This is a genomic window from Chryseobacterium sp. SIMBA_029, assembly GCF_046535275.1.
Taxonomy (GTDB): domain Bacteria; phylum Bacteroidota; class Bacteroidia; order Flavobacteriales; family Weeksellaceae; genus Chryseobacterium.
In genome coordinates this window covers 323,038-337,392 of sequence record NZ_JAWRXA010000003.1, presented here as the reverse complement: position 1 = coordinate 337,392, position 14,355 = coordinate 323,038, and the positions used below count along the sequence as shown (strand labels likewise).

The 14,355-nt window shown below is 37.8% G+C and carries 12 protein-coding genes; 6 read left to right on the top strand and 6 right to left on the bottom strand.

Features of this window, described 5'->3' with window-relative positions; genetic code table 11:
- The first annotated feature begins 146 nt into the window (after positions 1 to 146).
- From SB679_RS07040 to SB679_RS07030, 3 genes are all read left to right on the top strand, one after another.
- A complete protein-coding gene (locus tag SB679_RS07040; protein ID WP_410701564.1) occupies positions 147 to 512 on the top strand; it encodes a hypothetical protein in 366 nt (121 codons plus the stop codon).
- Positions 513 to 566: 54 nt separating this feature from the next.
- Positions 567 to 1,982 carry a PLP-dependent aminotransferase family protein gene (locus tag SB679_RS07035; RefSeq protein WP_410701563.1) on the top strand — a complete coding sequence of 472 codons (1,416 nt, stop codon included), beginning with the start codon at positions 567 to 569 and terminating at the stop codon, positions 1,980 to 1,982.
- Between the two features lie 79 nt (positions 1,983 to 2,061).
- Entirely contained in the window at positions 2,062 to 2,229 is a 168-nt protein-coding gene (locus SB679_RS07030) for a bacteriocin-like protein (RefSeq protein ID WP_410701562.1), read from the top strand.
- A 97-nt stretch (positions 2,230 to 2,326) separates the two neighbouring features.
- Here SB679_RS07030 and SB679_RS07025 read toward each other — a convergent pair whose 3' ends face one another.
- From SB679_RS07025 to SB679_RS07000, 6 genes are all read right to left on the bottom strand, one after another.
- Positions 2,327 to 4,180 (bottom strand): alkaline phosphatase family protein, encoded by a 1,854-nt coding sequence (locus SB679_RS07025; RefSeq protein WP_410701561.1) that lies wholly within the window; start codon positions 4,178 to 4,180, stop codon positions 2,327 to 2,329.
- Positions 4,181 to 4,348: 168 nt separating this feature from the next.
- A complete protein-coding gene (locus tag SB679_RS07020; RefSeq protein WP_410701560.1) occupies positions 4,349 to 5,017 on the bottom strand; it encodes an HAD-IA family hydrolase in 669 nt (222 codons plus the stop codon).
- Positions 5,018 to 5,024: 7 nt separating this feature from the next.
- Positions 5,025 to 6,179 (bottom strand): TIGR03364 family FAD-dependent oxidoreductase, encoded by a 1,155-nt coding sequence (locus SB679_RS07015; protein ID WP_410701559.1) that lies wholly within the window; start codon positions 6,177 to 6,179, stop codon positions 5,025 to 5,027.
- Positions 6,180 to 6,193: 14 nt separating this feature from the next.
- Positions 6,194 to 7,492 carry a DUF5690 family protein gene (locus SB679_RS07010; protein WP_410701558.1) on the bottom strand — a complete coding sequence of 433 codons (1,299 nt, stop codon included), beginning with the start codon at positions 7,490 to 7,492 and terminating at the stop codon, positions 6,194 to 6,196.
- Positions 7,492 to 10,317, bottom strand: coding sequence for a TonB-dependent receptor (locus tag SB679_RS07005; protein ID WP_410701557.1), 2,826 nt, complete (start codon positions 10,315 to 10,317; stop codon positions 7,492 to 7,494). The genes SB679_RS07010 and SB679_RS07005 overlap by 1 nt, the downstream gene beginning before the upstream one ends.
- A 385-nt stretch (positions 10,318 to 10,702) precedes the next feature.
- Complete coding sequence (locus tag SB679_RS07000) at positions 10,703 to 11,278, bottom strand: XRE family transcriptional regulator (protein WP_317740340.1); 576 nt, start codon at positions 11,276 to 11,278, stop codon at positions 10,703 to 10,705.
- A 247-nt stretch (positions 11,279 to 11,525) separates the two neighbouring features.
- On the opposite strand from SB679_RS07000, the gene SB679_RS06995 reads away from it, so the two are divergent.
- The 3 genes from SB679_RS06995 (at position 11,526) to SB679_RS06985 (ending at position 14,342) form a co-directional block, all read left to right on the top strand.
- Entirely contained in the window at positions 11,526 to 12,233 is a 708-nt protein-coding gene (locus SB679_RS06995; protein ID WP_034709057.1) for a response regulator transcription factor, read from the top strand.
- Positions 12,234 to 12,236: 3 nt separating this feature from the next.
- Positions 12,237 to 13,649 (top strand): ATP-binding protein, encoded by a 1,413-nt coding sequence (locus SB679_RS06990; protein ID WP_410701556.1) that lies wholly within the window; start codon positions 12,237 to 12,239, stop codon positions 13,647 to 13,649.
- Positions 13,650 to 13,847: 198 nt separating this feature from the next.
- Positions 13,848 to 14,342 (top strand): hypothetical protein, encoded by a 495-nt coding sequence (locus SB679_RS06985; RefSeq protein WP_410701555.1) that lies wholly within the window; start codon positions 13,848 to 13,850, stop codon positions 14,340 to 14,342.
- The last annotated feature ends 13 nt before the right edge of the window (positions 14,343 to 14,355 follow it).

Here is a 14,355-nt window from a genome sequence, read left to right as displayed (position 1 = left end):
ATAAGTCTTTAAATACAACTATATTTCTAATCATTTAATGAGTTTTGACTGAAAAACACTCACCTGTACCCACGATAATACTAACTTCTGTATCTGTGTCTTAATAATAAGAGTCTATAACTTTGTTTGAAGATAAAGAAAAGCATATGAAAACGATCAGTCAGTATCAGGAGCAGCTTCAATATAGTGAAGTATATATTTCAGACATGGTGAGCTTAAAAAAGATATTTATTCAGAGCACCGGTGCTAAAAAAGTAACCGCTGGTTTTGGCATTCCTTTTCTGTTAATCAAAAAGAAAAACGAAATTATGGGTTTTGCCAGCCTTATTATTAATGAAAAAGGTGGAATAGGCTTTACGATATATGAAAAGAAAAATCTGACGCCTTCTGAAAAGAAAAATTTTGCTCTTCGCGCTGAAGCGTACAGTAAGAAAAATAGTACTCCGAATTTCCGCAATCCGGAACAGTTAAAAAGCAGTATCCATCAGATGATCGATTGGCTTAATGACTGATGGTGATGTATTGACGGATAAAATTGTACATTTATTTAAAACTCTTCTTCACCAATGGCCAAAGATGTTCTCTACCTAAAAATAGCAAAAGCAATTACCGAGCAGATTCATAGTGAAACCCTGCAGTTCGGAGACCGGCTGCCTTCCCTGCGCAGTGCTCAAAAGCTGTATAATGTAAGTCTTAATACCATAAAGCTTGCCTATATGGAGCTTGAAAGCCGTTCTCTGGTTGAATCCAAGCCGAAATATGGATATTTTGTCAGCCAGACTTCACAGCGAAAGCTGGCGCTTCCCAGTATTACAAAAATTAAAGAATCGGAAATAGAAAAAAATCCACAAGATTTAATTGATAAAGTATTTGGTACAATTTCCAACCCCGATCTCACTCAGTTTGCGTTGGGAATTCCCGGGAAAAGCTTTCTGCCGCTTGCGAAACTGAAGAAAAGCATCATTAATGTGATCAAAAATAAAAATGACAGCGGAACGAATTACGAACCTGTTCAGGGTAGTGAGCAGTTAAGGAGGGAAATGGCAAAATGGGCGTTGGTACTGGAAGGTAAAATTACAGAAGACGATCTGGTCATCACTTCCGGTGCGATGAATGCAATTTATAATTGCCTGATGGCCGTTACCAAACCCGGGGATTCTGTCGCGGTAGAAAGTCCGGTATATTTTGGAATCCTTCAGGCTATTCAGCTGTTGGGATTAAAAGCGGTGGAAATACCTACCCATCCGATATCCGGGATTGATCTGGATGCACTGAAAAAAGCATTGCCTAAACTTTCAGCCTGCTGTTTTGTGACCAATTTTAATAATCCGTTAGGATTTCAGATGCCTGATGAGAATAAAAAAGAGCTGGTGCGGCTGATTACAGAATATAATGTGCCGCTGATTGAAGATGATCTGTACGGGAACCTGTATTTTGGTGTGGAAAGACCGAAACCGTGCAAATTTTATGATGAAGCAGGGCTGGTGATGTGGGTTGGTTCAGTATCTAAATCACTGGCACCTGGATACCGAGTAGGGTGGGTAGCTCCGGGTCAGTTCAAAGAACGGATTATCCGCCAGAAACTGGTACAAACCGTATGCAGTCCGTCTTTATATTCTGATGTGATTGCGGATTTTCTTGAACATGGCCGTTATGATCATCACTTGAGAATGTTCAGAAAGAAATTATACGCGAATTATCTTCAGATTCAAAAATCAGTCACAGAATATTTTCCGGATAACACTAAAATTTCTGAACCCAAAGGAGGTTTTATGCTGTGGCTGGAGTTGGATAAAAGAATATGCACCGAAGATCTGTACGATGAAGCACTCAGTAAAAAAATAAACTTTGCCCCGGGAAGGATGTTTTCCCAATATAATCAGTATCAAAACTGTATGCGCCTGAATTATGCACTCGAATGGACGGACAGGGTAGAAAGCGACCTGGAAAAACTGGGTAAAATGATCAAAAACAGAATATAGAACATAATTATATGAACGTTATAGTTATGATAGAATTATTCTTATTTTAGAATAACAATAACCACACAAAATTATGATCATGAAGAATTTAAAAAAATTAAACAACAACGAACTGAAAACTATTTCAGGGGGGGGACTGCTTGATCCGGTATGTCAACTTATCTGCACATTAGCAGATTCAGGATTATTGAATTTAACGCAGGTTCAAATGCTGCTGTGTCCTGATTTAGATTGCTCGAAAATGTAGCATAACTGGATAAAAAAAGATATTAGAACGAGGATAACATAATCCTCGTTCCAATATCAAAATTTAAATCTAATTACTTTACTGTGTGTTCTATAGGCTATTTTTTTATAAATGTTTTAGTTAATGACTTTTTTCCACCACTGATTCTGATGAAATAAACCCCGGCTGAAAGATTGCTGACATTAATTTTTTCATCATATAATCCTTTTGAAGAGTTTAGTTTTTGAGATAAGACAAGCGATCCTTTAGCATCGGTAACTGCAGCCTGAACTTCTCTTTCTGCTGAAGTAAATTTCACGTTGATGCTTTGGGACACAGGATTAGGATATAGCATAAAATCATTTTCCTGAACGATCTGATCCTTTGTGGATAAACTACTGTTTGAGCAGGCGGGAATCCGGTTCACCCCATCAATCCCCCACGAAGCCTGAACAGGAATACACATCCAGTTTAAAACCGTTGGCAGATGGTCCGTTTCTCTGGTGGTTGACAGATAATTGTAAATTTTGAAGTTATTAGTGGTATTGGCTGTGCGGGTAGAAGTTCCGGTGATCGTACCGTTATTACTGTTAGGACTTGAGTCTATCAGCGTATTTCCTGAAGTTTCGTTACATTTCCAGTCTGCAAGCAATTGAGAATAGTAAGGATGGGAAGGAGTAATATCCTGAGTGGCCCAATTAACCAATACATCATTGGGAAGAGCCGATTTCCAGATTCTGATATCTTTGTAAGAAGCAGCAAGGTTCTGTCCGTAAACATTAGTTCCGTCCTGATTGATGGTTAAAGGCAGCCCTGAATTTATATCTCCGATCGTATTCATTTTAGCGAAAGTTACCGGAACTCCATCTTCATATAAAGTAACAAGACCATCCCTGTCAAAGCTTACAGCAATATGTTTCCATGTATTAACCTCTATTTTTCCGCCTACCAGATCGATTCTGTTGGTTCCGTCACCAATATTTATTTTAAAAGTCTGACCGCTGTATCCGGAGATAATAAAGCCTTTGTTTTTACCGTTCGCCCAGTTTTTATTACCAATCATCACCGGATCACTTGAAAAAGCGGCATTAGGCTTTACCCAAAATTCAAGAGTAAAATCCTGGCTTGTTCCAAAATTAAAAGGAATCTGATTAGAGGGTTTTGCATAAGTTCCGGCAGGAAAATTAAGCTGGTTATGTGTTTTATTGACGTCGATCACCGTTTTGCTGATCTGTTGAGGAATAAAATTCGGATTAGAATAGATCGTGAAAATATTTCTTTCAGAAAGGTTACCGCCACCATGAGAGCTTTCTACAGCTCCATGATCCGTTGTCAATACCACCATCCAGTCTTCATTACTGTAAGTGGATCTGTTTTTCATGGCATTAACGATTTCCCCGATATAAGCATCCGTAGTCTGTATAGCTGAAACGTACTGCGGAATCCCGGAAGAAAATCCATATGAATGCCCGGCGTGGTCTACATCATCAAAATCAACAAATAAGATATCAGGATTATCATTCTGGAGAGCATTTACAGCTGCATTTTTTACGGCGATATCACTCCCTAAATTAGATTTTACATCGGCGGTACGGACGATCTTATCATTAATAGGCGCCCAGTTCGCTAGTGAAATGGTTCGCAAATTGGGATTGTACGTTTCTGCTCTCGTTAAAAAATCGGGGTAATTAATATAGTTCGGATTGGTAAAATTATTATCCTGGACGTTATGTTTCGTATGCCATACACCGGTTAACATAGTACTCCAGCCATTTCCGCTCCAGGTGGTTGCAGCACAAAGTCCGTCTACAGAGTAAATAGATTTTGTGATCAAGCTCTGGATGTTGGGAATAGAGGATGACATCATTACATCAGCACGGCATCCGTCTATACCGATAAAAAGAACTTTCTTGGTTTGGGCACTTACCAGACAGCCCAGTAAGACAGCCATTGAAAATAGTTTTGATTTCATAAAATTCATTGTTTAAAAAGAGAAAAGTTTACAAATAGTAATTAATATTTTAATAATTGTAAAATTAATTTACTATTTGTAAACATGTGTAAACTTAAAGTTAATTAAAGAATAAAAAAACGATAAGAAATTGAGGCTGAATGAATCAGTAAATGATGAAAGAATATATTAAAGAATATCTTCAGCCTCAGAGATGGTATTAAAAATATAATCCGGACGGGATTTTTCAAGTTCCGTTCGGTTTTGTGCTCCGGAAAGGACGGCAATAGTCAGCCCGCAGCCTGCATTTTTTCCCTCTTCAATGTCGATGACAGAGTCTCCTGCTTTTAAGACTTTTTCAGGTTCCAGAATACTGAATTTTTTCATCGCGAGATAGATCATTTCCGGACTGGGACGGCTTTCGGAAACATCATCTGCCGTGATCAAAGCGTCATAATGAATGTGCTCTTTCCAGTCGAGTTTAGTTAAAAGCTGTTGGGCAATTTCAAAAGTGTATCCCGTATTCAACACAATCTTCTTATTTTTAGCTTTCATTTTTACTAAAAATTCTTCAACACCATGGATGGGATATACATCCAGATTCTGATAAGCCTCTTTTAACTGGTCTGAAAAATTTTCAAAAATAGGCAGTGCCTCTTCCTCATTCCCGCCAATCTCCTGTAATAATCTGGTGATGGCTTCCAGTTTTTCCATTCCCGCACAGCAGGAAAGCACTTTTTCTAATGAAACCTGATAACCATAATCATTCACTGCATCCTTCAGGGTTTTGTATACTACATTATCTTCATTAATTGTTGTTCCGGCCATATCCAGAACCAATAATTCTATGTTCTTCATTATTTTGTTATGCATAAATTGTATTGATATTGAATTTTGAGAATCCTCCGCTTCCCGTCATTCCTTTCCCTCCGATACCCGTTACAATATGAATGTTGGGAGAGGGATTGTGCTCGAAAATATCTTTTGTTTTACATTGAGAATAGATACCGGACCATCTTCTCTGGATCTCATAAGTCGGAAGGTCTATGATTTTTTTTGCTTCATTGATTATGAATTCATCGATTTCCATATTAAGGTCAAATCCTAAATCATCCACATCTTTGGCGTCGGCATATTCATGGGAATCTCCTAAAATAACGGAGCCGTCTAAAGCCTGTTTGAATAAAATATGCACCCCAAATTTTTTCTCAAAAGAATTCGGATCTTCAAGAGATTTTATTTTTTCATAAGAAGCGCATTCCTGAAAAGATTCATATCTTCTGATCGATAAACCGGTAAGGATATTTCCCGGAAGTGAATAAATTCCCTGGGGTTTTGTCTGCAGCATCTGCAGTTTGGTGACTTCAAGATCGCTTTCATTGAAAACGGCCGGATATAACGTTTTGAATTCATGCCCTCCGCAAATAATAATCTTTGAAGCGGTAAATTCTTTTCCATCTGCCGTTACAGCAATGCATTCCGTATCATTTTCATACGTTTCAACGGCGGTGGTATTGTAGAATATTTTTAATCCTGATTTTTCCTGAAGCAGCGTATGGAGCTTTACAATCATTTCAGCGGAATCCACCGATAATTCCTGTGGAAAAAATAAACCTCCTTTACAGTAATCGGAGCGCAGGCCGTCGAATCGGTTGATGCATTCGCTTTTAGAAAGAAGAATAGATTCATATTCATTGTTCTTATTAATTTCGTATAATTCTTCTATCAGCTGCTGTTCCTCGTCATTAGACGCAATATACACAGAGCCGTTTCTGCGGACCGTAAGATCAGCCTGTGCCTGCAATTCATTGTAAATTGCCAAACTTTCTCTTCCGAAATTCTGCCATTTAAGATCCATTCCCGAAGGAACTACCTGCCCGAAATTTCTTACCGTGGCACCCTGAGGTCTGGAATTCTTTTCAAGGATTGCAACAGTAAGATTTTTTTTCAAAGCATGATATGCATGAAATGTTCCTAAAATTCCGCCTCCCACAACGATTAAATCGAATTTTCTTGTCATTTTTATATTATTTTTTATACCATTTTCGAAGCATCGAAATGGATGTATTGATTATTATTTGATTTTGGTTTTGATTTTTTTCTGAATGCTAAAAAAGCGACCACGGATGAAATAAGGGCTGCTGCAACAATAATATAGTTCAGCTGTATATAAAAGCCAAGCCATGAAGTTTGAGCCGAGCCAAAGTTTTTATACAGAAGAATCAGGACACTTCCCAGATACCCGAAAGAATCTACAAAATAAATGAGAAAGCCTACATTTCCTTTAATCTCAAAGGCAGCAATCATCCGGTCGAAATAGATACCGTTGAAAGGGATGTAGCAGACATACATGCCAAATCCGGAAAGAACCATCCACGGAAAAGGGGGCAAAGAACCACTTTGAAATAAGTAAGTTGAAATACCAACCGTTCCTATTCCGGCAAAAAGAATGTAATGATAGTAGGTAAAAGCTTTTTGGTTGTTCTTCACTTTTACCATACAGCTAAGAATTAAGAGCACCATAACTGCGATTGGAATCTCAGTCAGCGTGAAAATGGAGCTGTCAAACTGACTGTGCATATCATCCCAGATCTCCCGGTTGAAGTTGTCCCTGAAATCCCTTAAAACAGTAAGACTGATATAGAGAACCGTAATACAGACCAGCGGAATAAAAAACTGACGGATTAATGCTTTTCTATCTGTTTTATGAAGCGGCTGCCTTTTGTTTTTTAAAGCAATATCCTCTTCATCGGGCTGAGGGAGTTTTTCAAGCATCCATCCGAAAAACAGTAAGGGAATAATGAAAATCAAACCGGCTGCAAAAGGCATCCAGAATTCTGAAATAGTAAACGTATCCATCAGAAATTTCCCGATTGACTTCGTAAATCCTGAAGATACAACGAAGCTTGAACAGAGAAATAAGCCGATAATTTCGGTTGTTTTCCTTCCCTCAATATAAGAGAAAACGATGCCCCAGATCATTCCCAGCGGAATACCGTTCATAAACATAAAAATAATGTTATAAGGCGCCGGAACGACTGCAAATCCCAGGAGGGCAAGCTCTGCAATCGCAATAAAAAAGAACAGATAAAAGATTCTCTTCTCCGGTTTCAGTTCTGAAATAAATCGTATGCCGATGAATTTTGAAATAAAATAGCCTACGACCTGAGCGATAATAATCAACACTTTATATTCTACTCCGAAATAAGAAAGACCTTCGAAGGATGCCACTGTAAAAGGTTTTCTGAAACCATACATGCAAAAGTAAACTCCAAAAGCAGCAAGGGCTGCTTTCAGGGTTATTCCTATTTTTTTGTTGCTGTTTTCTGTCATTAGAAATTCAGTTTTATTCCAAGATTACATCGTACTCCATAATATTCAACCTGCTCCGGACGGTCTTCATTCTTTCCGAAATGGTAGATTAAAGGTTTGTTCAGGATATTATTGACATCTGCATACAGCATCAGATGTTTGGTAAACTGATAAGAAGTTCCGAAATCCAAACTGCTGTACTTCCCGTAATAAGAATCATTGATATCCGTTTCGGCATATTCTACAGCATATTTTCCTTTATGATTGTAAGCGAGTCTCGCATTGAAGCCTTTTTTCTCAAAAAACACCTGGATATTGTAAAGTTCTTTTGCCTGATAAGGCAGGGCTACCTTTCTTCCGCTTGGTTTTTCCATTTCCGAAGTCATGAAAGTGGCATTCAGCTGTGTCCCGAAATACTGTAGGAAACCCGGCAAGAAATCGAACCTTCGGTTAATTCCCAGCTCAATTCCTCCCAGCCAGGCAGTTTTCCCGTTGTTCGGTGCCGTGAACTGTACTCCATTCATCCCATTGTAAGAACCGATAAAAGAATCCTGGAAAATAGGATCTGTGATGGACTTATAAAAAACACCGCCACTTAAGATACCTACGTTTGAAAAATAATATTCTCCCATCAGATCAAAATTCAGAGAATAGGTGGGATTCAAGTTGGGATTTCCGCCTTTAAACTCGTTGTCTGCTTCGCTGTACGTGCCGCCGGGAGTAAGATCACCGAAGTTGGGTCTTGAGAACGTTCTTGTTGCGGCAAAACGAAGATTGGTTTTATCATTCACAGCATATTTCAGATGCACCATCGGCAATACAGCCAGATAGTTTTTTGTATTTTCCACCGGAGTCAGCACATCATCGATGACACTGTAGCCTTTTACCGTAGTGTGGGTGTTTGACAGTCTTATTCCTCCCAACACCGTTATCTTATCATTAATTTTATAAGTTGCCATTCCATAGGCGTCTGCATGTTTTTCAAAAACATCAAAATTTCTTCCCAACGCTTTATTGTATTCCAGCGATTCGGAATCGGCAGGATTGATCTTTAAATTTCCCTGATTCTGAAACCAAAACTGATTCATTCCTGAGGTTGACAACACCGGCCCGAAACTGTTTCCGATGTGAGCATTCATCTCGCTTAAATAGTGGCTGCCGTTCGGCTGTGAAGTGATATACTGGCCGTAATCCGATAAAAGAGGGGCTGCTCCATTGCTCCAGTTGTAAAAGATATCTGAAAATCTTGCATTTCGCTCTTTGTCACGGTATTTGAAACCATATTTTAGCGTCAGTTTATCAGATGTGTTGATTTCATGATTGAAGGCAGCTACGATTTTATCTTTTTCTTCAACAAAAACTTTATAGAATTCCAGATCGGTAAATCTCATCTGGGAAGCGTCCATTTTAAAATTAGGATCGCTGTAAAAGCCAAATAAGGCATCCGGATCTTTATAATCTAATTTTCCGCCGTCTGCTTTCCAATACGCTCTTGGTCCGTTTCCATGGTCTGCAATATAATTAGAATTGATTCCAACGCCAGACTGGGTATATTTGATCACATAATAGGAGTTATTCAGTTTGTCCGGAATATTTCCATACTTAAATCTATTGTCATAATAAGAAAGGTCCCAATCTATTTTTCCTTTATTTAATGTGTGGATTCCCCCTAGAGAAACAGAAGTAAGCTCTGTGATCAAAAGGTTGTGGATGTTCTGAAGTTCCACCCTCGCTGTGTTGTTGGGTGCACTGAATTTGTCGAACCTTATTCTATGCTTATAATGCGTTTCATCATCAGATAAAGTTCCATACATTCCTTTCAGGTAAAAGGTGTTTTTGGGAGATAAGACATATTCAAATGCCGTATTGACACCTGTAGTTTTTCTTACCCCGTTATAATCACGAAGTTCCATTCTGAAAACGCCTTCATCCCCACTTCTTCTTGCTTCAAAGTTATCGGTAGACCAATTCCTGATAAAATGAGCAACATTAAATAGATACCCGAATTTTTTATCCTTTGTTCTTCCGCCGTACAACAATCCCAGATTATACACTCCTTTATCAGCCTTCACATTATATCCGGTTCCCAGAGTCGCCTTGAATTCGGTTTTCATGGGTGGGGTTTTGGTGATAAAATTAACACCGCCACCAATTCCGTCTGCCTCCATATCTGGTGTAAATGATTTATTGACGTGGACGTAGGAGATTAGTTCCGTAGGAAAAAAGTCAAAGGCGGTAGCTCTTGAGGTGGTTTCCTCTTCTGCGGTCGGAAGCCGGTTTCCATTGATGGTGGTAGAAGCCCAAAACGGAGGAAGTCCCCGCAGAGAAACGAATCTTCCTTCTCCCTGGTCCCGTTCTATAGAAACACCCTGTACGCGTTGTACGGTTTCTGCGGCATTTCTGTCCGGTAGTTTTCCGATACCGTCCGACGCAATGACATTGCTGATATTGATTGCATTTTTTTGAAGATTTAAAGCCCTTGCTTCCGTGTTTTTTAATGTTCCTGTCACAACCACTTCATCAATGCTTTTCTGTTGTTGGGAAAGTTTTATAGCACCTAAATCTTTAGTTTCATCAGTTTGTATGGTAACGTCAACGGTTGAGGTTTCGTAGCCGATATAACTGATTTGTACACTGTACTGTCCGGATTTCAGGTCATTGAAAATAAATTTTCCGTCCATATCCGTCACTGTATTTTTTGTGGAGCCTTTTATTTTTACCGAGGCACCTGGGAGAGGCTGGCTGTCATCAAGGACAGTTCCTATAATTAATTGCTTTTGGGCTGAAACAATAGTAATCATACAGACAAAAACAAGGGTAAGTAATTTTTCTAATTTTGTTTCCATTTTTACATATATTAAATTTTTTATGCAAAACAAGCTAATAATTTTAATATATGTAATAATTACGTATTAAGTAATAATTAACAAATTCATAGAAAATGTTACGTTAATTTTACTTGTATGAGTTCGTTAAAATCGAAAATAAGGGAGGAGTAAATCGATAAAAGCCTGTATGATATGCTTTTAATAATAATATAGAAGGAGTTTGAATAATGGAAATTAAACAAGGATTCCTGTTAAACCTGGGTTAATATTGAAAAAAGAGGAAAACGAAAAGTTGAGTATTTGTAAACTTTTGCAATGGAGCATAAGTGAGAAGGAATGCAATACTATCATTCAAAGTAAAAAAGAACGAAAAATGGAGAACGAAAATTTCGGATGAGTAAGATTAATTTTTATCGGAATAAAAGTACAGGACAAGCATAATACAGCTTTCATTGCTGATACTTACGGGAACGTGAGGAAATTTTCCATTGAAATATAAAGAATCTCCTTCCTGTAAGATGACTTCTTCGTTATCGATCAGATATTTTACCTCTCCTTTTAAAATGTATTTAAATTCCCAGGCATCCGTAATTACTTTTTCCCTTTTAGAATGAGGTTCAAGAGTCAGTAAAGCAGCTTCAAAGCCTAATGAATGAAGGCTTTTACTGAAAATATGCATGTATTTGAATCCTTCGGCTTCCACTTCCTTTTCGATGGGCTGCTGGCTTTCTTTCGGAAGATAAATGAATTTCGCATGGGATTTTTTCTCTACGCCTTCAAAAAAGTAGCTTGCATCAATGTCCAGTGACTGGATGAGGTCCAAAAGTACGGGAAGAGACGGGATTGTCCTTCCGTTTTCGATGCGGGAAATAAGGCCGTTGCTTACATTTGCTCGTAAAGCCAGTTCATTGATGGTTAAATTATTTTTTTTTCTAATATCTTTTAATCTTTTTCCGATACCTATTAAAAAATCGTTCATAGTGTGTAAAATTTAACCCGAAGTGTTTTCATCAGTCTATTGTGACAACAAATTTAGCATTAATTCTTATAGTTTTACGAAGTGTGAGCATCGTTACTGAAAATTATTATTCATTATTGTGACGTACCAGTAAATGGGCGTGTGATCCGATCGATACATTCATATTTTTAAGAAATCAGGCTTATAGGATTCAGCATCCTGTTTCCGGCCAAAATAAAAATTGCTATTTTTGTGAAATTCGTTATTTATGAAAAAAATTATTTTAATCGAAGACGAAACAAGTGTAGTATCTTTTATAAAAAAGGGACTTCAGGAAAAAGGCTATGAAATTTCAGTGGCTTTTGACGGCCGTACCGGAGTGCAGCTGGTACAGGCGAATGATTTCGATTTGGTAATTTTGGACATTATGCTTCCCGAAATGAATGGGATTGATGTATGCAAAGAGATTAGAAAAACGAATAAAAATGTTCCTATTCTGTTTCTGACTGCTCTGGGAACTTCTGAGAATATCGTTCTCGGACTGGAAAGCGGTGGTGATGATTACCTGGTAAAGCCTTTTAAATTTATTGAACTGGTAGCCCGTGTAAAATCTTTACTGAGAAGAAGCAATACCAATACAACTCCGGAAGTTGCTGAACCGGAGATCGATAATGAGCATGTTTTACAGTTTTCGGACCTGGTCGTTAATGATTATACAAAAAAAGTAACGCGATCCGGAGAAGAAATTTCCCTGACTTCTACAGAATATAAGCTGCTGCTGTATTTCCTTAATAATCCTGAAAAGGTAATTTCACGGGCTGAAATTCTGGATGCCGTCTGGGGTGTCAATTACGAGCTGGGAACCAATGTCGTGGATGTGTATGTGAATTACCTACGGAAAAAAATGGACCAGCAGGATGATAATAAACTGATACATACTGTGATAGGAATGGGGTATGTGCTGAAAAAACCGTAATGGATGTTTAATAAAGTGATCACAAATCAAACCAAAACGATGGTGCTTTTAATGTTGGTTTTTACTGCCATTATATTGCTGTTCAGTGGATTGGTTTATTTTTCGATCGTTAATTTTTCACATCAGAGGTTTTATGAACTGCTTAAGATCCGTACCACAACCATTGTTCAGATCGAAAAAAGCAAAAATGATCTGGATCTTCCGGAAAATTATATTTTAAACAGCCTGAACGATGAAGAACTTCCCATGGAAAGGGATTATGTTTTTGCGGTTCCCACTGATTCTAATTTTAAGAAAATCTCCCAGGAAGTTCATATTCCCGATTATTTCTTTAAAAATATCGTTAAGAAAGGAGAGGCGAACTATAATGACAAAGAGTTTTATTATATCGGACAGTCTTTCAAATTTGACGATAAAGAATATATTGCCATCGCTTCAGCAAAAAACCATTACGTGGTTTATTATTTGGGGTTTTTGAAAAGAACACTGATCACTTGTATTGTGCTGTCTCTGTTTTTTAGTATGATATTTTCGTTTTATTTATCGAAAACTTTATTCAAACCCATCTTAAAAATTACAGGAAAAGTAAAGCAAATAAGTTCTGAAAATTTACACTTAAGACTTGAACCCCAGCCGGATAATAAAGAACTGAACGAGTTGGTAGACACTTTCAATGATATGCTCAACAGGATCGAAACATCATTCGAGACCCAAAATCATCTGATTGGAAATGTTTCTCACGAGCTTCGAACACCTCTTACTTCTATTATGGGGGAAGCAGATGTCGCTTTATCGATCAGCAGAACTGCGGGAGAATATAAAGATACCCTGGAAATTATTCTGGATGAAGCCGAAAAACTGGATAAAAAGATCAAAGCGCTGCTGATGATTGCCCAAACTGGATTTGACGGGAAAATCCAGAAAATGGATAAGGTAAGAATCGACCAGCTGCTTTGGGATGTGATTGAAACCTTACGTAAAATCGACACCCGGAATAATATTTATCTGGACATCAGTATGCTGCCGGATAATCCCAAAAAATTAAAAGTTCAGGGTAACGAACAGTTGCTGCATCTTGCTGTGGCTAATATCATTAATAACGGCTGTAAATATTCTAATTTTCAGCAGGTAAAAGTTTCGCTGGGAGCCACAGATACCGATGTGTATATCATCGTCAAGGATTTCGGAATCGGAATACCACAAGAGGAAATGAATAAAATTTATGATCCTTTCTTCAGGGCTTCAAATACCAAAAATTATGAAGGATACGGAATTGGTCTCCCGTTAGCCCGTAATATTGTGAGGATGCACAACGGAGAGCTGATTGTAAGTTCTCATGAAAATCAGGGAACAACGGTGCAAATGCGTTTTCCTAATTTCTATAGTACCATTCAGGCAGAAGAAAAACTGTCATAATCTGCTCATTCAACCGGAAAGAGAATGGGTAAAGATCAATTTTTTGCTTGTATGCTGCTGTATTAAGTGTTTTTATTCATTTTCTAATCTCATTTTAATCTCTTTAATCACATTTTAATTTCATTCCAAGGAACTTCTAATCTGGTCGTTCTAGTTTTGTATTATCAAATAACGATACCAAAACTAAATCTTAAAGATATGACCAAAACAATTTTAATTGCCACCGATTATTCTCTTGAGTCTCTGAATATATTGAAAAAAGTACTGAAAGAGAAAGATACCGCGGAAGATCAGAATCAATACAATATTCTTTTGGTTTCAGGATATGAAATGGGAGATTCTATCAGAGATCTTTTGTTCAATACAAAAAGTACCATATTTAATAAAATCAGGCCCAAAGAATTCTGTGATGCGTATGGAATTATTAAAAACAAATACCCACACCTCATTGAAAGAATTGTCTGCGATATTTTCACCGGAAATTTCCAGAGAACCTTCAATAATTATGTGAGAGCAGAAAATATCGAAGAGGCATATTACGCTGCTTCCATACAAAGTAAAGGGAAAGGAAAGTTCGATATCATTCCCTACATCAAAAAATGCAAAGAACTCCAGTCTCAAGAAATAGCAGTGGAGATCCAGGAAAGACTTCCGGAAAGAGGAAGGCTGGCAGAAGTCTTTGTTGAAGTCTAATATAAACCGACAA

What these genes read in the sequence shown, in the direction of transcription:
- SB679_RS07030 (WP_410701562.1), top strand. Translation starts at nt 2,062, where the DNA reads ATGAAGAATTTAAAAAAATTAAACAACAACGAACTGAAAACTATTTCA.
- SB679_RS06985 (WP_410701555.1), top strand. Translation starts at nt 13,848, where the DNA reads ATGACCAAAACAATTTTAATTGCCACCGATTATTCTCTTGAGTCTCTG.
- SB679_RS07040 (WP_410701564.1), top strand. Translation starts at nt 147, where the DNA reads ATGAAAACGATCAGTCAGTATCAGGAGCAGCTTCAATATAGTGAAGTA.
- SB679_RS07025 (WP_410701561.1), bottom strand. Translation starts at nt 4,180, where the DNA reads ATGAAATCAAAACTATTTTCAATGGCTGTCTTACTGGGCTGTCTGGTA.
- SB679_RS06995 (WP_034709057.1), top strand. Translation starts at nt 11,526, where the DNA reads ATGAAAAAAATTATTTTAATCGAAGACGAAACAAGTGTAGTATCTTTT.
- SB679_RS07000 (WP_317740340.1), bottom strand. Translation starts at nt 11,278, where the DNA reads ATGAACGATTTTTTAATAGGTATCGGAAAAAGATTAAAAGATATTAGA.
- SB679_RS07020 (WP_410701560.1), bottom strand. Translation starts at nt 5,017, where the DNA reads ATGAAGAACATAGAATTATTGGTTCTGGATATGGCCGGAACAACAATT.
- SB679_RS06990 (WP_410701556.1), top strand. Translation starts at nt 12,237, where the DNA reads ATGTTTAATAAAGTGATCACAAATCAAACCAAAACGATGGTGCTTTTA.
- SB679_RS07015 (WP_410701559.1), bottom strand. Translation starts at nt 6,179, where the DNA reads ATGACAAGAAAATTCGATTTAATCGTTGTGGGAGGCGGAATTTTAGGA.
- SB679_RS07035 (WP_410701563.1), top strand. Translation starts at nt 567, where the DNA reads ATGGCCAAAGATGTTCTCTACCTAAAAATAGCAAAAGCAATTACCGAG.
- SB679_RS07005 (WP_410701557.1), bottom strand. Translation starts at nt 10,317, where the DNA reads ATGGAAACAAAATTAGAAAAATTACTTACCCTTGTTTTTGTCTGTATG.
- SB679_RS07010 (WP_410701558.1), bottom strand. Translation starts at nt 7,492, where the DNA reads ATGACAGAAAACAGCAACAAAAAAATAGGAATAACCCTGAAAGCAGCC.